This window comes from Bacteroides sp. D1, assembly GCF_000157095.2.
Taxonomy (GTDB): Bacteria; Bacteroidota; Bacteroidia; order Bacteroidales; family Bacteroidaceae; genus Bacteroides; species Bacteroides xylanisolvens.
Genome location: NZ_JH114350.1, coordinates 636,377 through 662,923, shown reverse-complemented (window position 1 = coordinate 662,923; position 26,547 = coordinate 636,377). Strand labels below are relative to the sequence as shown.

Below are 26,547 nucleotides of genomic sequence, written 5' to 3'. Positions count from 1 at the left end.
ATTGAAAATTATGTTGCATACGTACTATACGTAGCTAATAATTATCAATTATCCATTGTACATTATCTGTTAATTAAACCTCACGGATTAACTCCATACCTTTCTTGATAGCTTCCTCGTTCATAGGAATCAAGTGATGGTGGCGTTCCGGCAGGGTTTTCTTAAGTCCTTTGATAACATTCTCCAACGTTACGATGGGGCGAAGCTTCAATAATCCGCCAAGTACGATCATGTTGAATGCTTTGGCATTATTCATCTCGTTGGCTGCATCCATTGCGTCGATACGATATACCTTAATATCCTTGCGGGTAGGAGGGTTGATAATTCCGTAACCGTCATAAATCAGGATACCACCGGGTTTCACTTTGCTTTCAAACTTTTCGAGTGAAGGCTGATTCAGAATGATGGCAGCGTCGTATTTACTAAGAATCGGTGAGGATATTTTGTCATCGCTTACAATAACTGTAACGTTGGCTGTTCCACCTCGTTGTTCGGGACCATAAGCGGGCATCCAAGTCACTTCTTTGCCTTCCATCAAACCGGAATATGCCAGAATCTTACCCATAGACAATACGCCTTGTCCACCGAATCCTGCTATAATTATTTCTTCTTTCATTGTTCTGTTGACTTTTAGCGTTATTCTTTATCTTTTAAATCACCCAGCGGATAGAATGGGAACATGTGTTCTTCCATCCATTTGTTCGCCTTCTCCGGAGTCATCTTCCAGCCTGAACTACAAGTGGAAACGATTTCTACCAGATTGGAACCTTTACCGTTCATGGAGTTCTCAAAAGCCTTGCGGATTGCCTTCTTAGCCTTACGGATAGCCGGTACGGATTGTACGGACTGACGGGTTACATAAGCAGTTCCTTCCAGTTGGGCTGCGATTTCAGTAATCTTCAATGGATAGCCGTGAAGTTCAACGTCACGTCCGTAAGGACAAGTCGAACTCTTCATGCCTACTAGTGTAGTCGGAGCCATCTGGCCGCCTGTCATACCATAGATCGCATTATTGATAAAGATAATCGTGATATTTTCACCACGGTTCAAAGCGTGGATTGTTTCGGCTGTACCGATGCAAGCCAAGTCACCGTCGCCCTGATAAGTGAAAACAAGGCGGTCCGGCCACAGGCGTTTCACAGCAGTCGCCACAGCAGGAGCACGTCCGTGTGCTGCTTCCTGCCAGTCAATATCGAGATAGTTGTAGGCAAACACTGCACATCCCACCGGAGAGATTCCCACGGTTTTATCTTCCATACCCATTTCCTCAATGACTTCGGCAATGAGTTTGTGTACCACACCGTGACTGCAACCCGGGCAGTAGTGCATGGCGTTATCGTTCATCAGAGTCGGTTTTTTGTAAACCAGATTCTCGGGTTTGATTATTTCTTCTTTAGTCATAACTTCATCTCCTTATCTGTTGGTGAACCGTATAAAAAACTCCATCAGCTTGACAAAGATTGCCGCGCCGCATACGTAGATAAACATTTTGAAATCATCTTTTGCTACAAAGTAGGTGATGATGGCTGCAACAGCCAATATCATAAATAGGATGTTCAGTACGTTTCTTATTTTATCGGGATTCATTGTTTCGTTATTTGATTATTTTTTCTTTCAAGGCAGTTACAATTTCATCCGGATCGGGAACGATGCCACCTAGACGTCCGAAATGTTCTACCTTTACTTTACCGTTAACAGCGAGACGGACATCTTCAATCATCTGTCCGGCATTTAGTTCCGTAACGAGCATACCTTTTACTTTATCAGCGTATGCAGCAATCGCTTTGGTTGGGAACGGCCACAGTGTAATCGGGCGAAGGATACCTACTTTAATTCCTTTTTCACGGGCTAGTTCCATTGCTTTCTGGCCAATACGTGCCATTGAACCGAAAGCGATAATCAAATACTCTGCATCTTCGCAGTTGATCTCTTCGAAGCGTACTTCATTTTCTTCAATTTCACGATATTTAGCTTGAAAACGGAGGTTGTTGATTTCCATGGCTTCCGGTTTCAATTCAAGGGAAGTGATAATATTAGGTTTGCGGTCTTTTGCTTTTCCGGTAGCAGCCCATGGACATTGTTCAATTACTTCTGCTTCCGTGCGGCGTGGCTTTTGTGCAGGAAGAACAACTTTTTCCATCATCTGACCGATCACACCGTCGGCAAGGATAATAGCCGGATTACGGTATTTGAAAGCCAGTTCGAATCCTAATGCTACGAAATCCGCCATTTCCTGTACGGATGCCGGAGCGAGGGCAATCAGTTTGTAGTCTCCATGACCACCACCTTTCACTGTCTGGAAGTAGTCAGCCTGGCTGGGTTGGATAGTTCCCAATCCGGGACCGCCACGCATTACATTCACAATCAGACAAGGAAGTTCGGCACCGGCCAAATAAGAGATTCCTTCTTGTTTCAAGCTCACACCCGGACTTGAAGAGGAGGTCATTACCTTCTTTCCGCTACCTGCACCTCCATATACCATATTGATAGCTGCCACTTCACTTTCCGCCTGGAGTACTACCATGCCGGTTGTTTCCCACGGTTTCAGTTCGGCAAGCGTTTCCAACACTTCCGATTGGGGAGTAATAGGATAACCGAAGTAACCGTCGGCACCGCAACGGATAGCTGCGTGGGCGATGGCTTCGTTTCCTTTCATTAATACAACTTCTTCTGCCATATTCTTTTCTTTTATTCTACTTTTACTTTATACACTGAAATACATCCGTCCGGACAAACCGTTGCACACGAGCTGCATCCGTTACAGGTATCTTCCTTCACTTGCCAGGCATAGTTATAGCCTTTCATGTTTACCTCTTTATTGAGGGCGATTACATCGAGCGGACACGCCACTACACACAGGTTGCATCCTTTGCAACGCTCCGTGTCGACTACGATTGCTCCTTTGATTTTTGCCATAATCTTTATTTTATTACGTTATCTTTGAGTACGGTTATTGATTATACATCTCTTTTATTGATTGAACATATCCTTGTGGTAGAAGTTGAGGATATCTATTGCCATCTTCCTGGCCTGAACGGCAGGACTGTCCGGATTGATCTCGATGGCATACTGGTAGTTGTCCAGTGCCTGCTTCCAATCTCCTTTCTTTCGGTAGGCATTTCCCCGTAAATAGTAAAGAGTATCTTTCTCTTTTTCGACAGAACTGTCCTGGAGAAGCTGGTCCAATTGCTTAATCGCTGTGTCCACATCCCCCTGATTGATAAGCTCTTTTAGGTTGTCTATTTGCTCCATTTCTTTTCGTCTTTCGGGATTCTGAAACGCAAAGATAGTTTTTATTTATGTAAACAGGGCAAATGAGGACGGAAATTTGCAACGTTTTGAGTTTATTGCATATTCTATGAATATATAGTCAGGGGAAAGAGAACTCATTTGAATTTTGCGTTTTTTGTCACATTATGTACACTGATGCTTGGTTATCCTATGCTTTTATTTATAGCTTTCCCTGATTGTTACTTAAGGAATATTTTTCAGCGAAAACTCCTGTACATCCCACAAAAGATTCAATTCGGTTAGATAGTTCAAATACCCTCACACAAATAAAAGGATAATGAGCCGTTAAGAAACAGAATTCTTTTGTTACATTTGCGATTGGAAATTAAAAAAACACTCAATGTTATGACTAAGGGCGATGCGGAACAAGTAGAACCAATGAAGCTTATATTCAATTATAACAATGTATTTTACAGCTTCTATTATGATGACCTTGGCGGTTGTATACACCGTTCTCGTGAATATGCTATCAACTATGTGTATTCAGGTGAGATGATTCTCGATAATGGAAAAGAACAAATTCATGTCAGAAAAGGCGAATGTGTCTTTATCCCCCGCGATCATCATATAACAATGTATAAGAGAACGTACAACGGTGAGCGGTATTGTGGTATTTTCCTGATGTTTACACGTCGTTTTTTACGTGAGATGTATAGCAAATTGGGACAGCGGAGAGTACCCGTCAATACTCCAAAACTTGATTCGGGTGTGATAAAACTGCCCCAAACGGTGGAACTCGCAAGCCTTTTCGCTTCAATGACACCTTATTTCAATCCTGAAGTAAAACCGAAAGATGATTTTATGAATCTGAAGATACAGGAAGGTCTGCTCGCTTTGTTGGATATAGATGAACGGTTTGCCCCGACGCTTTTCGATTTCAACGAGCCGTGGAAAATAGATATCCTGGAATTTATGAGCGAGAACTACATGTATGAGTTCACAATGGAGGAAATGGCTCATTATACCGGGCGCAGCCTTGCCACGTTCAAGCGGGACTTCAAGAAGATAAGTGACCTGACACCTGAAAAGTGGCTTATTCGCAAGCGTCTTGAGGTGGCTTACAACAAGATGAAGGAAGGCGGTAAAAAGGTTGTGGACGTCTACGCAGAAGTAGGGTTTAAGAATCCTTCCCATTTTTCAACCGCATTCAAGAAACAATATGGTATATCACCGACCGCCATATTTGCATAGAATTCTTATTTGTGTAAATCGGGATAGTTTTATATTGAGCTTTTGAGCAATACTATTTGAGCCTCACAGCAATGCCGCTGTGGGGCTTTTGCTTTACCTTTGCGCTGTAAAATAAGAAAGAATAATTCAACAACCATTTAAGTAATAGCAGAATGAAAACAACGAATCTTACATCCGTGGCAATCGCAGTCTTGTTAGGAACCGTCATGCTTGCGGGCGCAGGCTGCACAAATAGTAAAACAAATCAAGAAACAAGTGATAATATGGAAACATTGAATCTTACTCAAGAATGGGACAAGAAGTTCCCGCAAAGCGACAAGGTAAACCACCGTAAGGTGACGTTTAAGAACCGTTACGGCATCACACTTGCTGCCGACCTCTACGAACCAAAGAATGTTGAAGGCAAACTCGCTGCCATAGCTGTGAGCGGTCCTTTCGGAGCTGTAAAGGAACAGACATCCGGTCTTTATGCACAGACAATGGCGGAACGTGGGTTCCTTACTCTTGCATTTGACCCCTCATATACCGGTGAGAGTGGCGGTGAACCTCGTAATGTAGCTTCACCGGACATCAATACCGAAGATTTCAGCGCAGCAGTCGATTTTCTCACAGCATTGTCTGATGTGGATGCAGAGCGCATCGGGATTATTGGTATCTGTGGTTTCGGTGGGATGGGACTAAATGCTGCTGCTATGGATACACGTATCAAGGCTACAGTGGCTTCGACGATGTACGATATGAGCCGTGTGAATGCCAATGGTTATTTTGACGCAGAGGATAGTGCCGACGACCGCAACAAAAAAAGGGAGATGATGAATGTTATCCGTACCCGTGACGCGCAGAGTGGTACAATCACTCCCGGTGTCCCTGGGTTGCCTGACAGCATCACCGGTGAAGAGCCACAATTCGTCAAGGATTATTTCGATTATTACAAGACTAACCGTGGTTTCCATGTTCGCTCTATCAATTCCAATGGTGCATGGAGTCCTACGATGACGCTGTCTTTTATCAATATGCCGCTATTAGCTTATATTCATGAGATTTCCCGCCCCGTACTTCTTATTCATGGTGAAAATGCCCATTCGCGTTATTTCAAAAGTTGACAGGTGATAATAAAGAACTGATGATTATCCCTGGAGCGAACCATACTGATCTCTACGACCGTACGATTCCTTTCGACAAATTGGAGGACTTCTTCAGAAAGAACCTGAAATAATAAATTATGAGTAAACAGTAGTAATAGCTATATACAATTAAAACAATTAAATGATGAACGATATTTTTGCAAAAGACTTGAGCGGTGAGATGGTCTCACCTGATGAACCGGGTTATGATGAACTGATTGCGGATATTTTCGCTACCATAAAGACTGCAACCGAGATGAACACGGGGTATCGTACGCCTGAAGAGGTGCATGAATATATGGAACGTATTCTTGACAAAGAACTGGATGCAACCACCACCGTCCTGCCGCCACTCTACATTGATTATGGTAAACCTGTCAATATTGGTAAGCGATGTTTCATCCAGCAATGCTGTACGTTTTTCGGACGAGGTGGTATTACGATTGGTAATGATGTGTTTATCGGGCCGAAAGTCAACTTGATAACTATCAATCATGATCCGGATCCGGATAACCGCAGTGCCACATACGGACGTCCGATTGTGATTGAAGATAAGGTTTGGATTGGCATAAATTCGACTATACTTCCAGGTGTAAGGATTGGCTATGGAGCGATAGTGGGAGCCGGTAGCGTGGTAACTAAAGATGTTCCGGCGATGACAATCGTAGCCGGCAATCCGGCACGAATCATCAAAAAGATAGAAACAAGCGAATAATATAATGGCTGCTCCCTTATGAAATAGGAATTATACCTGAAGAAACTGTAATTAATAAAGGTGCGTTCTAACTCTAATGAAGGTAAGGTAGTTGAAATAAATATCTTACCTTCTGCAGATTGTTTAGAACCCATATAATCAGTTACGCCTGTTTTCCTTATTGATACGTTATAAGCCGTTTCTACATTATATTCATATTAGATAAGAGTGTTTTATTTTTCAATGGCATAGTGTTATCTTATTCTATATTAAAAAGCAGCAATAGGACGTACGTAGTAAGCCGTCGATATATAGGACTGAGTAGTGTTACCATTTGTCAAACCTACACTCCACGAATCTCCACTTCCATTTTGGACGGATTGCCAATATCTGCCCGAATTATAATTAGTGAAAACAGTTTTTTTGATTAACTCTCCTCTTGTATTTCTCAACTCCAGCATCTGTCCTCCGGCTGGGAAAAACCATCCGCTGGTTTTAGCATCTGCGGCAGGCGAGTAGCTGATACATGCATTAGCAGCCGGATAATTACCTATACCATCGGCTTTGAGTAATTGTGTTATCTTAAAGCCATTAAAATATCCGTACGGACTACTTCCGTTACGATTGGAATCCAAAGCGAACTTCTTGTTCCCCCACTTGATGGCTGCTCCATTATTTGCATCTTTCAGTGCCACTGTATATCCATTAATGTTAGTCATCGGCTCTCCGTTACCATTGACATATTCACTATCATCCGCTGTAAATCGCCCCACCTTGAAGACAAGCCCGATGTAAGTTCTTTTGATAATGGATGTTTCGCCCGGAATAATCTTACCATCGCTACAAAAATAGTCGCCCACCTGTAGCGCCCGGGTTATGCTTCCGTTGGTATAGACCGCTGTTTCCACCTGCTGAGTGTAGTATTTCCCGGCAGCGAGCTTTCCGGCTGTTAGTGAGGTCCCCGTATATAGAATCGTTTTGTCACCTTTCGTTAGATAACTCCCGGCAGGCACAAAGTCGCCTGCCGGGGAAGGTACGATGGCACGAAACGTTCCGTCGTCCATACGCAGGGCTTTGATGCCGTTTATAGTAGCGTCTTTGGCAGTAACGTCCAGCCTCAGTACCCCACCGGCATACTCAAAGCTTGCTCCTGCCGGGGGAACGCAATTAACTAATCCCATCGGTTTGAGTACCAACAACGCATGCAGATGTTCAAACTTCAGCGTAAGCATCTTCTTATTCGCATTTGCCGGGTCTACCGTGGGGCTGGCAACGGCTGCCATCAGGTCGCTGCCGGTATAGGCGGCGGAGGTGGACTGGTCAGCGGCCGGTTGCAGCTTAGCGTTGTTTGCCAGGTCTTTGAGGATTTCCGCTTTATTGTCTTGTTTGATTGTAATACCGTTCCGATAAGGATAGTATGCCACATAGGCGAGATTATCGTCGTAGCTGTACAATGCGTGTGTATCACCGGTGGCAGGTGCCCAACTGCCCGTTCCGTCCGCTGCTTTTGTATAAACCAGTTTGAGGTTGTACACACCATCGATAGTGGCTACATTGGGCGTTTCAAAATTCCTGAGGGCGAAGATGCCGATGGCATCACCATCGGAAAATTCTGTGGTATAATCGTTCTCGATTGGCGTGCGGGTGACGGAGGTATTTTTTTTATCAATGGCGGTGTAACGACTCACCGTTGCACTGATGGTAAGAGGGATGCGGCGATCTGTATTTCCGATGTTCTCCATACCTGCCTCGTCCGTACAACCACCTCCAAGGATAAGGAAGGTATAGAGACAAATATTAGACAAGAATGTTTTGTTTTTTAACGGCATAGTGTTCTCTTATTTTATTATAAAATAATTTTTATAGATGGATTAAAATGCTAAGGCGGTACGTACCATAGATCCTGAGCTTTTGTTTTTTTGACTGTATGTTCCTGAGTCCCAATTAATGTTATATGAATTTGCCGCAGTCGCTTCCGTACTGCTCCAGTAGTGGTGCTGCCATCCGCGTCCCATGGCGCCGCCACACTTATCAAAACTTTTAGATATTACCTCTGCATACTTCTTCTTTATATAAATCAGTTGTCCTATTGAAGGCAGAAACCATCCGCTCGTAGTTTGGGGTGAATTGGTCTGCTTTCTTACATAAGTCATCATATCATTATAACCGGCAGAGATTGCTTGTAATTTATCTGTATTGAAATAACCATTAAAGTCGGTGGTGCTTTTATAAGTGCCAAAGTCAGTACCACCGCCATTGTGCCATTGGTCTGTCCCTTCTGACCGATTAATCACATATCCGTGTACTTCCATCGGGTTTCCATTTTTATCGACATATACACCGTTATCTTCCGGATGCCGTCCTACATAAAAAACAACTCCGATAACGGGACTGCTGAAAGAGTTTGCCTCATAAGGTGAAATCTTGCCATTGCTACAGAAGAAGTCACCCTCTTGAAGTGGGCGAATAACACTTTCATCGGGAGATTCCAGCATATTCACCTGTTGGGTGTAGTATTTACCGGCAGTGAACGTAGCTGCTGCCAGTGAAGCACCTGTATAGAGAACTGTTTTATCTCCTGTAGTCTTGTAATTTCCGGTAGGTACAATATCTGCCGAAGCAGTTTTCACAATGGCACGGAACGTACCGTCACCCATAGGTAATGCTTTGATGCCATTTATGACAGCGTCTTTGGCTGTAGCGTCTGCCCCCAGCATTGGATCGCTATATTCAAAGCCTGCCCCGGCAGGGGGCGTGCAATTGAACAACTTATTTGTTTTCAGCACCAGCAACGCATGCAGATGTTCGAACGCTAGCGTCAGCACCTTCTTGTTGGCATCCGTAGGGTCGGTCGCAGGCCGGGCAAAGGCTGCCATTAGGTCGCTGCCGGTATAGGCGGCGAGGGTGGACTGATCGGCGGCGGGTTGCAGCTTGGCGTTGGCTGCCAGGTCTTTGAAAATTTCCGTCTCGATGTCTTGTTTGATAGTGATTCCTTCCCGGTAAGGATAGTAGGCTACGTAAACCAGGTCGTCGTAACTGTACAGCACGTGCGTGTCGCCAGAGGCGGGCGCCCAGCTTCCCGAGCCGTCCGCGGCTTTGGTGTAGACCAGCTTGAGGTTGTACACCCCGTCAACGGGAGTTACATCGGGCGTTGCATACTCTTTAAGGGCGAAGATGCCGATGGCGTCGCCGTCGTTGAACTCCGTGGTGTAGCCGTTCTCAGTGGGTGTGCGTGTGGCGGGGGTGTCTCCCTGCACGCAGGAAACGAAGCCGCTTGCAGTGGCGCGGATGGTGAGGGGCGTGCCGTTGCCTGCATCGTCGATGCCCTGCGGCTCATCTGCTATTTCCGTGCAGCCTCCCAAAGCGCAACTGCTCGCGATGAGGAGGGCGGCGCCAAGGAAGCCACTGATGAAGGAATGTTTGTTTTTAAACGTCATAACTATCTTGTCTTTTTTATCATATTCCTAATCATGTTTATTTTTCCCGTCACACGAGGATAGCACCTATCTGGTACGACGGACCTTCAACCTGTTGGAAACGGAACGTCCCGCTCGCTTCTCACGAGGGAGAGGCGGGCGGGACGGAAATTATTCTACTACAAAGTTTATAAACTGCTACTAACTTCTTTTATCATGCGGTGCACAATGGGGGCATCATCGGAATGTCTTCTTTTAAGGTCTTGAATACAACTTCAGCATCCATTTCAAAATAATGATGAGCTATCTTATTACGCATTTTCATTACTCCACTCCAATATATCTCAGGATATCCGGGGAGCAATTCACCTCTTGTTATTTTATCCAAACCTTTCACAGCTTCGTCCAATGCGATTAGGTTTATACAAATAGCATCCAAACGCAACATACCATCCGGCGATAATAAAAAATCATCCGGGGTAGCAGCTACAGCTGCCCGTTGGGTAATCATCAACTGTTGAGCGCCAATTCTTTATCATACATAAATACTTTCTTTTAAGATTCTTTGTTTCAAGCGCGCGTTCATTCGCTCACGTATTCTTATTAAATCTACCGGGGAACCCAGTAGCTCTTCAAGCTCGCTCTGTATATGTTCCTAGGTGAGAAGTGATGGCGGCTCGCCTTCATAACAAACATCAACGTCGCTTTGCTCCGTTTGCTCTCCTCGCGCTACGGAACCGAATACACCGAGACGCTTGAAACCGTATTTACTCGCAAACTGTGTTTTATATATGCGGAGAAGTTCTAATATTTCAGCAGTTGATTTCATAACTCTATAATTTTTACTTTGCTATGCTTGCAAAGATAATCATAATTTCCGTTTCCAGCATGTCAAAGAGCGATATTTCAAGCAACAGGTCTGCATAAGCGAACGAAAGTTGCAAAGGATATTTTGATGTACTACGCTCCCGGTCTCCGGTTAAAAGGCGAAGAAGGGACGGGCGACGGCAACAGGCACGTCATAGTTTTCTAAATTTCCATACGTAGATTCTATCGCAAACACACCGCTTCTATCGGTACCATAGAACGCCCATATACCTTGATTAGCGAAATGGGAAGTTAGCCAAAAACCGATCTCATGTTCTTCAGGAGAAGATGGCATAAGAAATGTGGTGCCAATTTTAGCCAAGTAATTATTTGCTTTACCCAGCATTTCAATTCTTTGGCTGTTGTCCGACTGCCAGATACCCCATTCTCCAACTGAAACAAAATCATACGGTGATTTCCCGCAAAGGGTTATCATTACATCAAACCATTGACCTATACTCGGGATGAACCACGGGCTGCGATTTATGCCGGCAGGCACGGCGTTATCATTCCGGTATTGTTGTAATGCCGCAAATATAGGGTAGTCACTGAGAGGCGTTTTTCCCAACATCGTTTCTGTTTCAGCATATCCGTTCATGTAAGTTTCCGCTGTATTCATATCCGCAACCGGTGGGTAAGGGTAAGGAGTCGATAATGAGTGACCGTTTTTCATCCACAAGGTCTTCTGCCCGGAGGAAATGTTAGCCAATCCCATTACGTACGCATGATTCCAACCCTTTGCGTTGCATCCCGCATCCGTCATCCTTGTGGGATCGCACGTCATCACTATCCCTACGGCGTTGGCATAGTCCGGTGTTTTTCCACCGGCATCCACCGCTCCGTCGACAGGATAAATCTCGATTTTGCCGTTATGCTGATATACAAAGTCACCCGGTTGTAGCGCGCGTTCTACAGCAGTACTTCCTGTACGACTTGTGCAGTGCACTTCCAATGTGTAGCACGTATTGGCCTGAAAGCCGCCGGAAATGGCGGAACCGGTGGCGGTGACCGGACACAGCCCTAAGTCATCATCATACGTAGTGTACTCGCATCCAATGGAAGAACCGGTGTTTGTGGCTTGCGTCAGTATGCGGTAGGTTCCGTCGCTCATTTCGCTGGCTTTCCTGTTGTTTATCTTCATCTTGAAGTCATCTCCGCCACCTTGTACTACATTCCTGTCTATTCCCCATTTCCGGGCTTCGGCATGATAGCCGTAAGCCGTTACCCCTGTGGGAGGAATACATGGGCTCATTAACATGGGCTTTATCACTAATAATGCATATTCGTGCTTGAAGTTCAGCACCAGTGCTCCGCGGTCGGCATCGGCCAGCGAAGGCAGGGCGGTGGCGGTCATCAGGTCGTTGGCTGTGAATACCTCCTTCGTAAGCATATCGGTTGCCAAGGGTTTATTGGTCTTGAGCCAGTTGCGGATGTCCTGCTCGTTGTTCACGGAGGCAGTGGTCAGTGCGTCCGTATAAGGATAGTAGGCAAAGTAGGCCACCGCATCGGTATAGAGCAGTGGGGCGGAGACCGCTGTAGGAGCTTCCCAGGTGCCGGTTCCGTCCGCTGCTGCGGTGTAGGTCATCTTGAGGTTGTAGATGTCCGTTGATATGTATTCAGTGCCAGATGCGTTTTTGCGCACGCAGAAGAGCCCGATGGCGTCGCCCGTCTGGAACTTGGTGCTCGTGGCCTCCATCACCGGGGTGCGGGTGGCGGGGCTGCCTCCGGGCTGTGCCGGGGCTTGGAAGCCGCTTGCCGTGGCGCGGACGGTGAGGGGCGTGCCGTCGGCGGGAAGATTGCTGTTTCCGGCGATATCTGGTTCCATTTCATTCGTACAGCCTGAAAAGGCAAACAGTGCCACGAAGAAGATGAGGTTGATAAAAGGATGTTTGATTATATTTCTCATTATTATCTAACTTTATTTTTGTAAATTGATAATCAGAAAGCGAAAAAACAACGGACCGTTCTCTGCCATTCCGCCAAATTCTTGTTTGCACCGTTCACAACAACATGGATATTATATTCTTCAAATCCGGCTATCCAAGATTTGCCGGCATCTTGTTCCGAACTGCACAAGTAATGAGCAGAGTTCCATGCAATGTAAGTCAATGGTTTGTTGATCTTACTTAACTGTTTGTTGATCGTTTCCCACATTTCAGTTCCGTAAGTCTCATCTCTCCAATTATAATTGGTATTATTACGAAACGTTTTTGGCGACCTGCCACACAAGTTCACCATCACATCAAACCATTGTCCTACACTGGGCATAAACCATGGGCTGCGCTTTCCCGTCAAAGCAGCAGGAACAGCATTATTGTTCCGGTAAGTGTTTACCGTATTGAAAGCCGGATAGTTGCCCAAATCACCTTTACTTGCACGTTCCGTTAGCATAGCTTCCGTTTCTGTATAGCCATCCATATTATTCTCCGCGCCTTCAATCAATGGAGAAGTATTGGCAATAACACTTTCATCAACGGAAACATTACTCCACTGCAAACTTCCACTGATATTTTCCAATCCCATTACGTAAGCATGTGTCCATCCCTTACTCCTATCAGTTGCCGACATTCTCTGCGGGTTGCATGTTGCTACAATCCCTATGGCATTGGTATAATTCGGTATTCTTCCGTTTGTGTCAACAGCCCCGTCACCGGGATAGATTTCTATATCGCTTCCGTTGTGGAAAACAAAATCACCGGGTTTTAGGGCTCGTTCCACAGGGTTGCTATCATAAGGCAACGTCGCTGTCACCGTCCATTCGTGCTTCTTGCCTGCCTCCAATCCCGGAGCAACTAACGAACCGTCATAAACGATAAGCGCACTATTCGTTGTATAACTTCCTTTTATCGGAATGTCACCCGAAGCCGGTTTGACGATAGCATAGAATTTTCCATCACCCATTTTGCGCATTTTTATACCGTTGAGCACCGCATCGGTTGCATCTACATCAGAGGAAGGTGCAGTTACTTTCGGAGGATAAACAAAAGCCCCGTCGGGAGCCACGAAGTCTTTCGGCGACAGGTCAATAGCTTTCAACACCAGCAGCGAGTAGCTGTGGGTAAAGGTAAGCGACAGCAACTTCCGGCTGGGGTCGGCGGTATCGGTGGCCGTGCCGTCGGCGGTCATCAGGTCGCTGGCGGCGTATGCTTCGGGGGTGGACTGGTCGGCAGCGGGTTGCAGTTCCGTCTTCCCGGAAAAGGAGGCAAGGATAGTGGCCGCGCTTTGTGTGGGGTCTATTGCGATGCCATCTTTGTAGGGGTAGTAGGCGATATAGGTCACGTCCGCATAATAATATAAGGTGGTGGCGGCATCTGCCGGTTGCCACGTTGGCTTATGCGAAGCGTCGGCGGCGGGGGCGTATGTCAGCTTGGAATTGTTGATGCCATCCACGATGGCGGCGGCCGGCGTACCGATGCCCCTTACGGCAAAGAGGCCGATGGCGTCGGTTTCCTCAAACCAAGTGTCATAATTATCCTGTTCCGAAGCGCGGGTGTCAGGCGAGGCGTCCGGCTGTCCGGTGAAGCCGCTTGCCGTTATCTCCAAGGCAAGGGGAATGTGACTGTCTGCCGTGGATGATCCGCCGGCACTGTCGGTTTCGTTGGTACAACCGCCCAGTGCTGCGAAACCGGCGCAGAGCAAGGCAAGGCGGGCGGGGGCTGCGCACTGGTAGAAAGAACGGACGAATAAGTGCTTGATGTATCTCATTGTTATCTTGTTTTAGTAGGATTTACGACTTGGAATCAACTCTTTTCCACGATTTCCGTTCCCCCGTCCTCCCATTGCACGTCGTTCCGCACGGTGCTGTGGGTTACCACGGGCTTGCCGTTCACCGAGCCCGAGCCGCCCGTCCCCCAATTGGGGTCGGAAGGATTGACAGCGTAGGTGATGACTACACTTCCGGTGACGGTGCCCGTCCCGGCATCATCCCATGTGGGATGGGTAGAAGTGGTGATGGTGAGTTTTTTCTTCTCAAGCTTGAAATTATAGCTGATATGCGCCCCCATAGTCCATGTTTCGGGCGAAGGAATTTTATCGTTCCATTCTATTGTTTGCACCGGAGCCTCGCCGGAGGGTACATTGCCGGGGGTCGTGTAAGCAATCTTAAAGGAAGGCTTGTAAGCTAATCCTTTACGGATGGGCATGACAAAGAAAGTGGCGAGGTTTGTTTTCGTTCCGTCTGTGGCAGGACTGTATGGGAGGCGTGTGGGAATACAGGTTACCTTAGTGAGAATCCCACTACCACCTGTCAAAAGGTTCCACTCCTCGTTATCATAAGGAAGGGGTCTTTTTCCATCCAATAAACTGCCCATTGTAAAAACTGTAATTGTCATCCCCGTCGCCTTATCCACGTTTGTCACATTAATATCCACCCGCGTCAGGGCATGGAACATCTTAAAGCTCACCTTTCCGTTGTTGCTCGCATACGTCTGGTTCGGCAGCGCGCCGGCAATGACCAAATCTGCCTGGTCGGCTTCCGCACCTTGTATTGTGTACTCCATGGTGGGAGGACCGCTTTGTGTGGTGCCGGACACATTCAGCCCTTTTGGGGCGTAAGGTCCGTAAGCATAAAAGCTCACTTTATCTGCCGGATTATTGGGCCAGTACTTCACGGGTGAGTACGTCCAGGGAGATGCACTGTTGGTTCGCTCCACCTTTTGGTTGCACATGAAGTTGGGCTTGTCCGAAGTGCTCAGATTGCTGCTGCCTGTATAATAGGCATACACCCCCATGGAGGAAAGGCTGGAAGCAGTAGTCTCTGCCGCACGGCTGACGGCCTGGTCTACGGACACACCGAAGTCCAGAGGAATGTCTCCCTGCGGCATGTCCGGCGTGTTGTCGTCCGCACCGCATGCGGCGAGCAGCGTCAGGAGAAAGACGGTGACTCCGGCGCGTATCCCGTTTTTGTGAATGAATAGCCGTCCGGCTTTTATCGTTCGATTCTTCATATTTCTTCTTTTTTCATTTTCTTTGGTGACCGGGAAGGGACATTCAACCCTGCCCGGTCTGATGTGCCGGCTTTGGTTGCCGGAATCAGCGGTTGATTATTCTACTGTTGCTTCCGTTTTGATATCTTCCCATGGAGTGACCGTAGCATCACTAATCTCAATCTTATGCAGATTGATTTTCAGAGTATACAAATAAGACTCCTTACGTTTCATGTGTCCTGCCGGTAGCTCGATGAAAGCTTCCCCATGGCTGGCAATGAATTTGCCGGCATTAGTCGCATCTTTGGACACGATATCGTAATGGAAACCTATCTTGATGTCTCCTTTGGCACAACCCTTATTTTGGGTTAGATCTGTGCCGCTCTTTTCTCCTACCGGAATCAGATAAAGGTACTCTTTATCCTTGAAAAGCGGAACGGCCTTCTCTGCTGTCCCTTGTGACGCTTTTGTGATTCGGATACCTTGTGTACGTGCGTCATGTCCTGCGGCGGGGGTGGATATATCGATACCCGGACTTTCCAGGTTCAGCATCTTGTCGAGACTGAAGTCTGCCTGGGCAATAGTGGCATCCGCCTCATAGTTCCAGTGAAGTTCAGACCATTTGGCACTGGTGTAGAATTTGGAATTCGCATTAACGGGCGATGCCGGGTCTATCAGCGAAAGATTACTGCCGTCAGCACTGTGGTCCGTACCTACAATCCACATGTGGGTGATATAAACGAAACTGTTCGTACCGTCCATACCATCGAAGTCACCGGCTCCCAACTGTGCGCGGAAGGAGATACGCGAGAGCGTATGCTCGAAGGTAAAGCTGATCTTGCCTCCATTTTCGGCCGTATACGTTTTGTCACGCTGGTCGGCAACCACAAGATCCACCATCTTGTCGAGTTTGTCCGTTGTTTGGAGCTTAAACTTGATGTAGGGGATACCCGGAGCAGTGGCTGCCGAGGTGATTACTCCTGATTTGCTGCCGTTCTGCCAGTCGCTCTCATAAGGTGCATAAGCGAAGAAAGAAATTTTGTCATTCTGTCTGTTCGGCCAGTATTTCACCGGAGAGTACGTCCAGACATTGTTGGTTCCGTCAAACTTTACCATCTGGTTGTGCATGAAGCTGGGGGTTACCGTGGTCTTTACAGTTTCAAAGTTATCTTGTCCCGTAAAGTAGGCCATGATGCCGAATCCACCATATTTATTGGCATCTGTCGGATCATCCTTCATACTTTCCGTAGTCATGTCCACACCTCTGGTTGGTACTCCTGTGTACACACCGAATCCCACCTGCGGGTGAGCGTCCGGACTGATTTCTGTCACTTCATTCTGCGAGCAGCCTGCTATCGTCAGTGCCGCAAGCGATAACATCATAGCGTTAATCGTTTTCATTGTTTCTTAGCTTTAGTTTTTCATTGTTTATATATTAATAAATTTATTGCACATTCATTTTTATAGAGTCAATTGATGGGAATATCCGTATTGATTTCGTTCCCCCATCCGTCTACGTCCACATCAAAGCCGGAACCGGCTCCTCCTTCTGGTTTTACGTCCGGCACTTTTTCAGTACTGGCTTCCAGAATAAGCGTGACGCTCCCTGTTCCGTCGTCGTTTTCCGTTATTTTTACGTTGGTACAATCCCCTTCAAATTCAGTTTTTCCATCCACCAGTAATGCATCCAGATGCAGGTTGTTGTTATCAATAACGTTGAGACCGAATATTTCAAACTCACAACTCAACGTACCGTTGAAAGGAGAACCGGGCGAGAATTCCGGATTTGACGGTGTGAACTCCTGCGTCACCGTGTTGGCGGATGTTTTTCCTGTTGCAAGGAAAATAGATTCTGCCACCCCGCCCAAGCGGCAGGTTGCTGAACGTATGTTGTTCAGTCCTTCTATATGAAGCACGGCGGACACTTCGCGGGTCAGCTTTTTCGGAACGAAATGAAGGTGGTAAAGTCCGTCCGGCGTCTCTTCCGACGAGCGTGAAGGAGCCGTCCGCCCGTAGGTGGTCTGGCTATAATTTCCCAGCATATCTTCCGTAACAGTGAAACCTTCCAGCGTGGCTGCCGCCAATTCATCGGGTGAGGAAATGATTGTGCGTGTTTCCACACGTGTCTTTTTGTCCACACGCGTCTCCACTTTGCGGGCGTATGCTTCCAGTGTCTCATAACTGTTGCCACGGAAAGCAATGTTGCTGAAATCGTTGAACGAACGGTTGAAGACAATGATGTCATACACTCCCATCGGCAGGCGTACTGCGTCGCCCGAACGGTCACCCATCATGAAGATTTTCGGTTCGCCGCCATTCCGCGGATAGAACACGGCTGTGGCACCGTATTTTTGCTCTTTGTCGTCCAATCCCGAATCATTCCAGTCGGCAGTTAGGGTAATCTCCGATACTTCATAGTAGGTCAGGTCACGACGCTCGCAGGAGACAAGCAGGATGGAAACACATAAGAGACAGAAGAACAGTAGCTGTCCGCTGCTTGTTATTAACCACTTATCACTCATTTTATACCTCCTTTCCTCACTTTACGGTTCAACAGCCAGACGAGAGAGAGCTTGGCTTTTGTAGGGCCGAACCAGGTGTATTTGCCATTCTCCTGCCAGAGCAAGGTCTGGTAGTTGTCCCGTGCATGGTAATGCCGGTAATCGGTACGTAGCATACCAATACCTATATTGAATTCCAAGTGCAGATTGCGTGCAATCCGTGTTGCCCAGCCGTAACTGATGCCTGCAGCAATAAAGAATTCTCCTTGATAACCGTTCTCTTTCCACTGAAGGTCGTATTTACCTCCTCCGGCATATAACCCGAAGAAATGCCCGGTCAGCACTTCGCTATTCTCGCGCTTCTGATGGCTTCCCAACCAGTAGCGGCCTTCCAGACCGCCCATAAGGATTTGCATGGAGTACTTGTCGCCGTCGAACAGCCACCACGGGAACATATATTCACCATTTATGGACCAACGTTTGCCGATGGGGACTTCTATTTCTATATTCGGCATCATGGCGACGTCGAACAGAAGATTCGTTTTCAAGGCAAATAGCGGGCGTTTATTTTTTGCAAGCTGTTCCTGCTGTCGGACTTGCTCCATAGTTCGCCTTGTTTCTTCTGTCAAGGGATTTGGCAGATTATGCGCATACGGTTCTTGCCGTTGGTATTCCGGCTTTACACAGACAGGCTCGGGTAGAGCCGGCAGGGTATCGGCATATAATTTGACCGTACAGATGGAAGCATTGCGCAAATAGCGTAATATCTTTTGGCGGATGTAATGGTAGGGAATACCATTATCCAGTTTTTTCAACTGCGCCTTGCGCTTTTCCGTTTCCGGTGTGCAATCAATGATTTGCAACACTTCTTTTTGTTTGGGCAGGTTCGCGTCTTCTGCTATCATACGGCGTAATTCCTGCCAGTTTTCACCTTGCGGACACGGAAGGATACGGCACTTGTCGAGGTGGGGATATTTCCATATCAGGTAATTCCTCACCGCATAAGAACGCCGCATTGCTAGGCGGTTGTTGTAGGACGGAACACCTTCGGGCGAAGCGAAAGACAGTATGTATATTGAATCTATCCGTGCGGTCGGAATACTGTCCGAGAAAAGTTCATCTAAACGGCGTAATGTGCGTCCATTGTCCATATAGCCACTGTCTACCAAAGCTTTGTCAAAGCGGAAATAAAGCAAGGCAGGCTTGACAGAAATTTCTTCGGTATGCCCCTTCTGTGCAAAGATATCAGCAGAAAGGGATAATAGTAAACCGAAAAGAAAAGCGAGGCGTTTTAAATATGTAGGTTTATTTTTCATAAGTTGATGTGTGTCATTTTTATGTGTACTATACGGTTACCAGTCGGATATTTTGATTCCTGTCAGAAGCATCCGCGTAACCTGGTTGAGCACGCCTGTCTTTTGAGCGACTTGCATATTCTGCAAATAGAGGGATTCGGGAGTAGGGCGGATACAATAAATAGGTTCGCCCAATGCTTCAAGTATATCTAATAAGGAAAGGTCGTTCAAGGAGCGGCACAATACGTAGGATGATATTATGTTTGCTTCACAGTTCGGTAACAATCGTATAATATGTCCTTCCTCTAATTTATGGAACAGATTTTCCCATTCTTCCTCTGTAAACCGGAAGTTGGCTGAACGGAAGTAGATACCTGTAGAAATATCATGCAGGATCGCTATTGCTGCTTGTGTGGCTTGTGTTAACATACTTTGCGTTTTAATTTATCTGTTACTTACCAAGTAACGGAAATACCAGTCTGAATTACTTACCAAGTAACGGCTGTTGTTCATAATTAAGCAGCGGTGAAAAGCGTTTTTTCGTAGGCTTGATTTATAATAGAAAGACTTTTCTGGCGGGAAAAGTGCATGAAAGAATGTTTCATTTTTGGAGTACAGAAATGAACTGGGGGCGTATGCCCTTAAGAAGCATAGTCGTGATAATATGTTGTTTTGTCAGGTTTTGTGTCAGTATATAGTTCTTTAATATTGAAAATAAAAGAAGATTTTACAATATATATTTGGATATATGAAGAAATATTCACTACTTTGCATCGTAAAACGTCCGTTACTTGGTAAGTAATAGTTTCTCTTCTAATCTGTTGTTATTTGGTCGTTTACGCTACTATCTTTTCTTTAGAACGTTTTACAACCGACATTATCAGTTCATCATTTGCGGCATCTACCTTTTCATTTTCGAAAGGTTTCAGATAAGTTTCTGTTACCTTGATGGACGAGTGTCCCAGGGCTTTGCTTATGATACCGATGGGAATGCCTGAGTAAAAGGCTAGTGTTGCCCAGGTGTGTCGTGCGGTGTACGAACTGATATTAGTGCCGGGGAGCAGCAATGCGGCCATTTTGGCTAGCTTGCGGTTGAATGTGCGTAAAGCCTGACGATAATTCTCGTATAGTTTCTTGTCGTTTTCTGTTGTTTCGTCAAGAATAGGAAAGAGATAACCGGAATCAGTTTTCTTGTTCCGGCATTTCTCAAACAGAGCAGTTGCTTCATGCGGAATGCGTACTACCATTTTCTTTCCGGTTTTGTGACGGCAGTAGGTGATACAGTGTTCCTTTAGGTCTTGTTTGCGCAGGTAGGCCATATCGATGAATGGCATTCCACGGAAAAGAAACATCAACAGAAAATAAGCGAGTACATTTTGTACGTCTTCGGGCAATTTTTCAAAATCCGTGTGCAGTAATGTATTCATTTGCTCTTCTGTAAGCGACCGTTTGGACTGTGCCTCCACCTTTGTATATACACTATCAAACAGTCTGGCATCATAAGTCAGGCGCTTTGCTTCCACGAGCCTGTTGTAAACCGCTTTAAGCACTCGCATATAGGTGGAAACCGTGTTCCAACTTGCATTTCTGCTTCGCAGCCATGCTTCGTACTCTTTCAGCTTGCCTGCCGTAAAAACGTCCGTTACCAGCATTTCTTCTGTGCCCTGTCCGCCGAAAAACTTCGTAAAAGAGTTTAGCGTGGCATTATAAGTATGTACTGCCGGGCGTTTTTTGTCTGCCGTCAACCTTTCAATGACCGACTTCATGTATGGTGACAGATGCACCATCTCAACATTCTTTTCTTCTTTATCCATAAATTTAAATTTTAATTTCCGCATCCCGCGGTCTTTTTTGAAACAGACCTACTGGGGAAATGTTTATGGATGCAAGATAAAGAATTTTATGGGCGAAGAAAACAAAAGATGTTTCAACTAGTTCCATTTTTTGTTTCATACCTTGAAACGAATGGTTTCCCGTAGTGAAACAGTTTGTTTCTCGGTGTGAAACGAATCGTTTCACCCTTTGAAACTAGTTAGAACGCAGCTTTACCAATTATACTCATCCGTGTAACTGTCAAAGACCGGTTCTTCGGTGATACCTTTCCGGCGAAAAAGCTGGCGGATATAGTTTTGGTCTGCGGGGCTTAGGAAGCGTTCTTCGCGATAAAAGCGATAGTAAAGCGTTTTTCCGAAATGCCCGATCAGTTGTTGCTTGATGTTTGTTCCGTCCTTATAAGGTACGTTGTCCAGCAGGTGGCTGATACCCCATGCCACATGTATCTTTTCTGCGTTTTGGAAGTGGGGACAGTCAATTCCGGTGGCCGGAATACACATTGGGTTTACGATGCTGATGTAGGACGTGTCAGCGGTAGTGAGAAGTGCAGCCACCCGACGCAGGCAGTTACAAGCTTTCGGACATTGCTCGTTGTAGCAGCGGGCGTAGTTGAAAGGGACTGTTTTGTTTTTTAATTTATTGTCGTTCATTTTATATTGTATATTACATACATGATTGACAAAGGTAGTGCTTTTATTGTGGAAAGGTACAATTTGAAAAAGAAAAAACGTGAAAGGATGGGTGAAGGGAACACCCTTCACCTATAAACTGCTTATAGATAGGATAATACAAGGAAAAGTGAAGGGTGAAGAGATTGTTCATTATAACTCTTCGCATACCCGCATTTCCATACCTTTATATACCACTACAATCTTGTGTAGTTGCGTGGAGCCAATAGCTTGTTTCACCGTGTCCGTGTCGGCATAGCGGTTGGCTTGGGCGATGGCTTCTTGACGCAATTCCTCCACACGGTTTTCAGAATCGCGATATTTGGCGTACTTCAACTCAACGATGTAGCTGTGCTTCATGTCAGAATATATGTCCAACATGGGACAGAGGAAAATATCGACGTAACCCGCTTGTGTATCTTGCTCGGAGATAGGACGGTAGAAGCGGTTTTGCGCAGTCATGGCCAAGGTGAAGCCGTGAACGAAGAATTCGCCCTTTTGCTTGTCACGCTGGGATGCATAACGTTTCAGGCAGTCGGCAATGTAATCGAAATAGGCTTGCCAATTGCCATCATAGGCGAGCTGGCTTGAAAGTTCGCTCTTTTCGTAGCTGCTGAAATTCAAGTCTGCGTCGTTGTAGGTATTCAGCAAATAAGTGTAGAGCTGCTCTTGAACCACCAGGTTCGGAATGGTCAGTTTGGTCTTGCCTTTATCTATTCCGCTAATGGTCAACATTCCGAAATAGTAGAGCAGGCTTATAAAATTGTCCGGATTGGTGATGTTGACGGCAGGGAAACCTTTCTTCAGTTCGCCAGTGATATAACCTTGACTCACTAAAGTTTGAATGACGGAAGCATCGTGTGCAAACTCCTTATCCTTTCGAATGAGCATACGCAGCTTTTCATAGTCGATACGTATATTATCTTCTATCATTTCTCGTGGTGCTTTGCCGTTATCTATGTAATTCTTCACGAAGTAGAGCACCATGTTGGAGTTGTACATGGTAGTTTCACCGTAACAATCCTGTGCGAAGCAATAATTGTCGTACCATGGTTTCATTATTTCCATCAGTTCGTCAACAGTATGGCGGAAAGGACTGTTCGTTGAATAATAAGTCAGCATTTCGCGCACTTCTTCTTCGGTGAACCCCATCATTTGGTTAAATTGGGGGGTAAGTGAGTAGTTCGTGCCGATGTTGAAGCCACTCGTCAGGTCATCCATCGTTACGGGGCTTACACCGGTGATGAAACAACGCTCTATGCTGGAATAAGTTCCTGCCTTCACCTTATTGAAGAAAGCACGCAGATAACCTTCGCCATGCGTTTCATCAGTGTAGCGGTGCAAGCTTTTGGCATCAGAAAGGATGGCGTTGGTGAAGTGGTCGTATTCGTCGATGAAGAGATACATTTTCTGTCCGGCACGTTCGCAGGCTTGATAGAGGTAGTCCAACTGCTCTACGGCCCCATTCACTTGGCGTAGTTCTTCCAGAGTCTCCGGTGGCAGAAGGTCGGCATATCTCTTGCAGAAGTTCATGAAAGTAATGCTGCAATGTGCATCCAGTCCCTTTCGATAATCGTTCAGTTCGCCGGTGATACCTGAAAAGTTGAGGTAAAGCACCAGATAGCTGTTGCGGTTTGCTGTGGGATGCTTCCCGATGTAGAGATCGCCGAATAAGTCGTTGAACTTATCGCGGGTACGCACATCGTAGTAGTGTTGCAGTACGTTCAGCGTGAGGCTTTTGCCGAAGCGGCGGGGACGGATGAAGAAAAAGAACCGGTCTGCCTGCTCTATCATAGGAATGAAGCGGGTTTTGTCTACATAATAATAGTCTTCGCGGCGGATGACTGCGAAGTTCATCATACCGTAAGGCAAACGCTTTCTGTTGGGTACTATATATTCCATTGGATCCATCTTCTGTCCTCCTGCTGATTTCTTATTTTATAACTTGCTTATTAATAGCGTTAACGACACAAAGATAGTAAAAGTTCTTGTTGGGTACGAGGCATCCTCAAAAAAGTATTGGAAAAACTCATTCACACTAAGAACTGCAGCCCTGGCAAAGCTATTTTGAAACAGCAGTGAAGGGGTGGAAATAATTCTCGGGGTTAGCTTGTATTTACTGAAAGATACTGTATTTTTGTGCAGAACTAAAAAAAGAACAGACTATGTTGGACATTATTTTGATCGTAATTAGTGCCCTTTGTATGATAGCCGGGTTAGCAGGCTGTATTCTGCCGTTTCTTCCCGGTCCTCCTATTGCTTATGTGGGGTTGGTCATTCTGCACTTCACGGATAAGGTACAATATTCTACGACACAATTAATCGTATGGTTATTGATTGTAGCTGTTTTGCAGGTATTGGATTATTTCACTCCGATGCTGGGAAGTAAATATAGTGGCGGTAGTAAATGGGGTAATTGGGGATGTATCATAGGAACTCTTGTCGGTCTTTTTTTCTTGCCTTGGGGCATTATTCTCGGTCCGTTTCTAGGGGCGGTGATTGGTGAACTATTAGGAAATAAAGAGTTCTCGCAGGCACTTAAATCAGGTGTGGGCTCTTTACTCGGATTTATATTCGGAACTTTACTGAAGTTCGTTGTCTGTGGTTATTTTTGCTATCAATTTATCATAGGTCTTATTCGGTAACCTATTTGATGTTGTAAAACATTCGTAAGAATAACCTATCTATTGCCTTTACATAGAGTACTAAATCGATGTGTGTTCGTCTTTATTGAAGTAGCACATTGAGGTAGTACCATGAAAAAGACTTTTATTTATCTTTCTTTTATCATTTTCTTGGGGTGGTTTCCCTCGCTTTTTGCGGGAGAAATTTATGTATCCCTGCAGGGGAATGATAAGAATTCCGGGACAAAGGAAGCTCCGTTTTATACATTAAACCGGGCAATCAAGCAGGCTCGTGAATGGCGTAGACTGAATCGGCCGGAAGTAGCCGGAGGAATTTATATTCGTTTGGAAGAGGGTGTTTATGCCCAGCGCAATTCTCTATTTCTTCGTCCAGAAGATAGTGGGACACCCGATTCTCCAACAGTGATTTGTGCAGTAGATGGTGCTCATCCTGTGATTAGTGGTGGAGTTGCTGTTACGGGGTGGAAGCGTGGATGTAATCATCCGGCAATTCCTGAAAAGCTAAAGCAGAAGATATGGTCGGCAGAGGCTCCCCTAATAGGAAATAGAAGGGTAGAAACCCGGCAAATGTGGGTGAACGGTCATAAAGTTCAAAGAGCTGCGCAATTTCCTGACGGAGGATTGGAACGAATGATTGACTTCAATCCGGAAGAACAAACAATAACGATCCCCGTTTCTCAAAGTGTAAATCCGAAGAGACTACAAAATGCCGGCCAACTGGAAATGATTGTCCATCAACGCTGGGCGATTGCTATTTTGCGCGTGAAAAGTATAGACGCGAAAGACGGACAAGCTGTAGTTCGCTTCCATGAACCCGAAAGTCACCTGGAGTTTGCTCATCCCTGGCCGCAACCCGTCATCGGAGGAGAGAAAGGAAATTCTTCCTTTTGCCTGACCAATGCACTGGAATTGCTGGACCAACCCGGTGAATGGTTCCAGGAATATCCTTCCGGCACGATTTACTATTATCCGCAGGCGGGCGAAAATATGGAAACAGCTGAAGTGATTATCCCTGCCTTGGAAACTTTAGTGACCATAGACGGTACATTGTCTCGTCCGGTAAAACATATACAATTTAACGGAATTACTTTTGCGCATACCTCCTGGATGCGTCCTTCTTTTCAGGGGCACGTCACCTTGCAAGGGGGATTTCCTTTATTGGATGCCTATAAACTACAAGAACCGGGGCTTCCGGAAAAAGCGGAACTGGAGAACCAAGCCTGGATCACCCGTCCCGAAACAGCGATACGTGTAAAAGGTGCCGAACATATTGATTTCAAGCATTGCACGTTCCGTCATTTATCATCCACCGGACTGGATTATGAATGGGCAGTCACAGCATCGAGCGTCGAAGATTGTCAATTTACGGATATTGGAGGAACGGCTTTACTGGTCGGCGCGTTTCCGGACGGAGGATTTGAGACGCACGTCCCTTTTATTCCTGTTGACGTACGGGAATTATGTTCCCATATTACTATCAGAAACAATTTCATCAGTAATGTGACTAATGAAGACTGGGGATGTGTAGGTATCGGCGCCGGATATGTCAGAAACATGGATATTTCTCATAATGAAGTCTGCCATCTGAACTATTCAGGGATTTGTGTAGGCTGGGGATGGACATCGCTGGAGAGCGGAATGTGCAATAACCGGATAGAAGCAAACTATGTACATCACTTTGCCCGTCGGCTATACGATGCAGGCGGCCTGTATACTCTTTCCAACCAGCCGGGTTCCGTCATGCGAAATAACCGGATCGAACATTTAATCGAAGCCCCCTACGCTACGAATGACCGTGCTTTTTATATCTATCTGGATGAAGCTACGGACGGATATACAATGGAAAACAACTGGTGTCCCACTGAACGTTTTGATTCGAACCGCCCCGGGAAAAAGAACGTGTGGAAGAATAACGGCCCTCAAGTGGCGGACAGTATTAAATACAAAGCCGGAAGAATAAAGCAAGATTGAAACAAATCAATGGATTAACATAGTCATCAATGTACTAGTATAGCAATCAATAAACAAGTGTAATAATCATTAGAACTAGACTACTATGGTAATCATTCAAACTAATATGATAATTATAGTAATCAA

The 26,547-nt window shown here is 45.9% G+C and carries 23 protein-coding genes and 2 pseudogenes; 5 read left to right on the top strand and 20 right to left on the bottom strand.

Features of this window, described 5'->3' with window-relative positions; genetic code table 11:
* Nucleotides 1-73 precede the first annotated feature (73 nt).
* The 6 genes from BSAG_RS02275 to BSAG_RS02295 are packed head-to-tail and all read right to left on the bottom strand — an operon-like array spanning nt 74 to nt 3,252.
* Nucleotides 74-616: a 2-oxoacid:acceptor oxidoreductase family protein gene (locus BSAG_RS02275; RefSeq protein WP_004297415.1), complete on the bottom strand. Its 543-nt coding sequence runs from the start codon at nt 614-616 to the stop codon at nt 74-76.
* 20 nt (nt 617-636) lie between these two features.
* Nucleotides 637-1,401 (bottom strand): thiamine pyrophosphate-dependent enzyme, encoded by a 765-nt coding sequence (locus tag BSAG_RS02280; RefSeq protein ID WP_004297416.1) that lies wholly within the window; start codon nt 1,399-1,401, stop codon nt 637-639.
* Between the two features lie 12 nt (nt 1,402-1,413).
* Complete coding sequence (locus BSAG_RS24805; RefSeq protein WP_004297417.1) at nt 1,414-1,587, bottom strand: hypothetical protein; 174 nt, start codon at nt 1,585-1,587, stop codon at nt 1,414-1,416.
* 7 nt (nt 1,588-1,594) lie between these two features.
* The gene (locus BSAG_RS02285) at nt 1,595-2,677 is read right to left on the bottom strand and encodes a 3-methyl-2-oxobutanoate dehydrogenase subunit VorB (RefSeq protein ID WP_004297418.1); all 1,083 of its coding nucleotides are present in this window, start codon (nt 2,675-2,677) and stop codon (nt 1,595-1,597) included.
* A gap of 11 nt (nt 2,678-2,688) precedes the next feature.
* Nucleotides 2,689-2,916, bottom strand: a complete 228-nt coding sequence (locus BSAG_RS02290) for a ferredoxin family protein (RefSeq protein WP_004297419.1) — start codon at nt 2,914-2,916, stop codon at nt 2,689-2,691.
* Nucleotides 2,917-2,970: 54 nt separating this feature from the next.
* Nucleotides 2,971-3,252, bottom strand: a complete 282-nt coding sequence (locus BSAG_RS02295) for a tetratricopeptide repeat protein (RefSeq protein WP_004307591.1) — start codon at nt 3,250-3,252, stop codon at nt 2,971-2,973.
* A 384-nt stretch (nt 3,253-3,636) separates the two neighbouring features.
* Here BSAG_RS02295 and BSAG_RS02300 point away from each other — a divergent pair, with 384 nt between their 5' ends.
* The 3 genes and pseudogenes from BSAG_RS02300 (at nt 3,637) to BSAG_RS02305 (ending at nt 6,321) form a co-directional block, all read left to right on the top strand.
* Complete coding sequence (locus BSAG_RS02300; protein WP_004314956.1) at nt 3,637-4,482, top strand: helix-turn-helix domain-containing protein; 846 nt, start codon at nt 3,637-3,639, stop codon at nt 4,480-4,482.
* 152 nt (nt 4,483-4,634) lie between these two features.
* Nucleotides 4,635-5,698, top strand: a pseudogene (locus BSAG_RS0223545) (alpha/beta hydrolase).
* Nucleotides 5,699-5,751: 53 nt separating this feature from the next.
* The gene (locus tag BSAG_RS02305) at nt 5,752-6,321 is read left to right on the top strand and encodes a DapH/DapD/GlmU-related protein (RefSeq protein ID WP_008018064.1); all 570 of its coding nucleotides are present in this window, start codon (nt 5,752-5,754) and stop codon (nt 6,319-6,321) included.
* 248 nt (nt 6,322-6,569) lie between these two features.
* Here BSAG_RS02305 and BSAG_RS02310 read toward each other — a convergent pair whose 3' ends face one another.
* The 14 genes and pseudogenes from BSAG_RS02310 to BSAG_RS02365 form a co-directional block, all read right to left on the bottom strand.
* Entirely contained in the window at nt 6,570-8,129 is a 1,560-nt protein-coding gene (locus BSAG_RS02310; RefSeq protein WP_008018066.1) for a fimbrillin family protein, read from the bottom strand.
* Between the two features lie 42 nt (nt 8,130-8,171).
* Entirely contained in the window at nt 8,172-9,737 is a 1,566-nt protein-coding gene (locus BSAG_RS02315; protein WP_004314951.1) for a fimbrillin family protein, read from the bottom strand.
* Nucleotides 9,738-9,930: 193 nt separating this feature from the next.
* Entirely contained in the window at nt 9,931-10,227 is a 297-nt protein-coding gene (locus tag BSAG_RS02320) for a DUF86 domain-containing protein (RefSeq protein ID WP_004314950.1), read from the bottom strand.
* A gap of 24 nt (nt 10,228-10,251) precedes the next feature.
* Nucleotides 10,252-10,545 (bottom strand): annotated as a pseudogene (locus tag BSAG_RS25815) (nucleotidyltransferase family protein).
* A gap of 150 nt (nt 10,546-10,695) precedes the next feature.
* Entirely contained in the window at nt 10,696-12,279 is a 1,584-nt protein-coding gene (locus tag BSAG_RS02325; protein WP_229077542.1) for a fimbrillin family protein, read from the bottom strand.
* A 242-nt stretch (nt 12,280-12,521) separates the two neighbouring features.
* Complete coding sequence (locus tag BSAG_RS02330) at nt 12,522-14,288, bottom strand: fimbrillin family protein (protein WP_004314947.1); 1,767 nt, start codon at nt 14,286-14,288, stop codon at nt 12,522-12,524.
* 35 nt (nt 14,289-14,323) lie between these two features.
* Nucleotides 14,324-15,529: a fimbrillin family protein gene (locus BSAG_RS02335; protein WP_004314946.1), complete on the bottom strand. Its 1,206-nt coding sequence runs from the start codon at nt 15,527-15,529 to the stop codon at nt 14,324-14,326.
* A 96-nt stretch (nt 15,530-15,625) separates the two neighbouring features.
* The gene (locus tag BSAG_RS02340) at nt 15,626-16,909 is read right to left on the bottom strand and encodes a fimbrillin family protein (protein WP_008997749.1); all 1,284 of its coding nucleotides are present in this window, start codon (nt 16,907-16,909) and stop codon (nt 15,626-15,628) included.
* Between the two features lie 68 nt (nt 16,910-16,977).
* Nucleotides 16,978-18,030, bottom strand: a complete 1,053-nt coding sequence (locus tag BSAG_RS02345; protein ID WP_004314684.1) for a DUF5119 domain-containing protein — start codon at nt 18,028-18,030, stop codon at nt 16,978-16,980.
* Entirely contained in the window at nt 18,027-19,325 is a 1,299-nt protein-coding gene (locus tag BSAG_RS02350; RefSeq protein WP_004314686.1) for a DUF3575 domain-containing protein, read from the bottom strand. Before BSAG_RS02350 ends, BSAG_RS02345 begins: the two co-directional genes overlap by 4 nt.
* A 36-nt stretch (nt 19,326-19,361) precedes the next feature.
* Nucleotides 19,362-19,733, bottom strand: coding sequence for a hypothetical protein (locus BSAG_RS02355; protein WP_004314687.1), 372 nt, complete (start codon nt 19,731-19,733; stop codon nt 19,362-19,364).
* Between the two features lie 407 nt (nt 19,734-20,140).
* Nucleotides 20,141-21,142, bottom strand: a complete 1,002-nt coding sequence (locus tag BSAG_RS02360) for a tyrosine-type recombinase/integrase (protein ID WP_004314689.1) — start codon at nt 21,140-21,142, stop codon at nt 20,141-20,143.
* A 207-nt stretch (nt 21,143-21,349) separates the two neighbouring features.
* The gene (locus BSAG_RS0223535) at nt 21,350-21,787 is read right to left on the bottom strand and encodes a DUF6078 family protein (protein WP_004319314.1); all 438 of its coding nucleotides are present in this window, start codon (nt 21,785-21,787) and stop codon (nt 21,350-21,352) included.
* A 171-nt stretch (nt 21,788-21,958) separates the two neighbouring features.
* Nucleotides 21,959-23,716, bottom strand: a complete 1,758-nt coding sequence (locus tag BSAG_RS02365; RefSeq protein WP_008770908.1) for an AAA family ATPase — start codon at nt 23,714-23,716, stop codon at nt 21,959-21,961.
* A gap of 254 nt (nt 23,717-23,970) precedes the next feature.
* Here BSAG_RS02365 and BSAG_RS02370 point away from each other — a divergent pair, with 254 nt between their 5' ends.
* Together BSAG_RS02370 and BSAG_RS02375 are read left to right on the top strand one after the other, a co-directional pair.
* Nucleotides 23,971-24,450 carry a DUF456 domain-containing protein gene (locus BSAG_RS02370; protein ID WP_004314693.1) on the top strand — a complete coding sequence of 160 codons (480 nt, stop codon included), beginning with the start codon at nt 23,971-23,973 and terminating at the stop codon, nt 24,448-24,450.
* A gap of 111 nt (nt 24,451-24,561) precedes the next feature.
* Nucleotides 24,562-26,421 (top strand): right-handed parallel beta-helix repeat-containing protein, encoded by a 1,860-nt coding sequence (locus tag BSAG_RS02375; protein WP_004314695.1) that lies wholly within the window; start codon nt 24,562-24,564, stop codon nt 26,419-26,421.
* The last annotated feature ends 126 nt before the right edge of the window (nt 26,422-26,547 follow it).

Excerpts from the sequence above, each read along its gene's own strand:
- BSAG_RS02275 (WP_004297415.1), bottom strand. The coding sequence starts at position 616 with ATGAAAGAAGAAATAATTATAGCAGGATTCGGTGGACAAGGCGTATTG.
- BSAG_RS02295 (WP_004307591.1), bottom strand. The coding sequence starts at position 3,252 with ATGGAGCAAATAGACAACCTAAAAGAGCTTATCAATCAGGGGGATGTG.
- BSAG_RS02305 (WP_008018064.1), top strand. The coding sequence starts at position 5,752 with ATGAACGATATTTTTGCAAAAGACTTGAGCGGTGAGATGGTCTCACCT.
- BSAG_RS02375 (WP_004314695.1), top strand. The coding sequence starts at position 24,562 with ATGAAAAAGACTTTTATTTATCTTTCTTTTATCATTTTCTTGGGGTGG.
- BSAG_RS02310 (WP_008018066.1), bottom strand. The coding sequence starts at position 8,129 with ATGCCGTTAAAAAACAAAACATTCTTGTCTAATATTTGTCTCTATACC.
- BSAG_RS02350 (WP_004314686.1), bottom strand. The coding sequence starts at position 19,325 with ATGAAAAATAAACCTACATATTTAAAACGCCTCGCTTTTCTTTTCGGT.
- BSAG_RS02285 (WP_004297418.1), bottom strand. The coding sequence starts at position 2,677 with ATGGCAGAAGAAGTTGTATTAATGAAAGGAAACGAAGCCATCGCCCAC.
- BSAG_RS02345 (WP_004314684.1), bottom strand. The coding sequence starts at position 18,030 with ATGAGTGATAAGTGGTTAATAACAAGCAGCGGACAGCTACTGTTCTTC.
- BSAG_RS02370 (WP_004314693.1), top strand. The coding sequence starts at position 23,971 with ATGTTGGACATTATTTTGATCGTAATTAGTGCCCTTTGTATGATAGCC.
- BSAG_RS02300 (WP_004314956.1), top strand. The coding sequence starts at position 3,637 with ATGACTAAGGGCGATGCGGAACAAGTAGAACCAATGAAGCTTATATTC.
- BSAG_RS02290 (WP_004297419.1), bottom strand. The coding sequence starts at position 2,916 with ATGGCAAAAATCAAAGGAGCAATCGTAGTCGACACGGAGCGTTGCAAA.
- BSAG_RS02280 (WP_004297416.1), bottom strand. The coding sequence starts at position 1,401 with ATGACTAAAGAAGAAATAATCAAACCCGAGAATCTGGTTTACAAAAAA.
- BSAG_RS02360 (WP_004314689.1), bottom strand. The coding sequence starts at position 21,142 with ATGCGGAAATTAAAATTTAAATTTATGGATAAAGAAGAAAAGAATGTT.
- BSAG_RS02330 (WP_004314947.1), bottom strand. The coding sequence starts at position 14,288 with ATGAGATACATCAAGCACTTATTCGTCCGTTCTTTCTACCAGTGCGCA.
- BSAG_RS02365 (WP_008770908.1), bottom strand. The coding sequence starts at position 23,716 with ATGGATCCAATGGAATATATAGTACCCAACAGAAAGCGTTTGCCTTAC.
- BSAG_RS02315 (WP_004314951.1), bottom strand. The coding sequence starts at position 9,737 with ATGACGTTTAAAAACAAACATTCCTTCATCAGTGGCTTCCTTGGCGCC.
- BSAG_RS02340 (WP_008997749.1), bottom strand. The coding sequence starts at position 16,909 with ATGAAAACGATTAACGCTATGATGTTATCGCTTGCGGCACTGACGATA.
- BSAG_RS02335 (WP_004314946.1), bottom strand. The coding sequence starts at position 15,529 with ATGAAGAATCGAACGATAAAAGCCGGACGGCTATTCATTCACAAAAAC.
- BSAG_RS24805 (WP_004297417.1), bottom strand. The coding sequence starts at position 1,587 with ATGAATCCCGATAAAATAAGAAACGTACTGAACATCCTATTTATGATA.
- BSAG_RS02355 (WP_004314687.1), bottom strand. The coding sequence starts at position 19,733 with ATGTTAACACAAGCCACACAAGCAGCAATAGCGATCCTGCATGATATT.
- BSAG_RS0223535 (WP_004319314.1), bottom strand. The coding sequence starts at position 21,787 with ATGAACGACAATAAATTAAAAAACAAAACAGTCCCTTTCAACTACGCC.
- BSAG_RS02325 (WP_229077542.1), bottom strand. The coding sequence starts at position 12,279 with ATGGAGGCCACGAGCACCAAGTTCCAGACGGGCGACGCCATCGGGCTC.
- BSAG_RS02320 (WP_004314950.1), bottom strand. The coding sequence starts at position 10,227 with ATGATTACCCAACGGGCAGCTGTAGCTGCTACCCCGGATGATTTTTTA.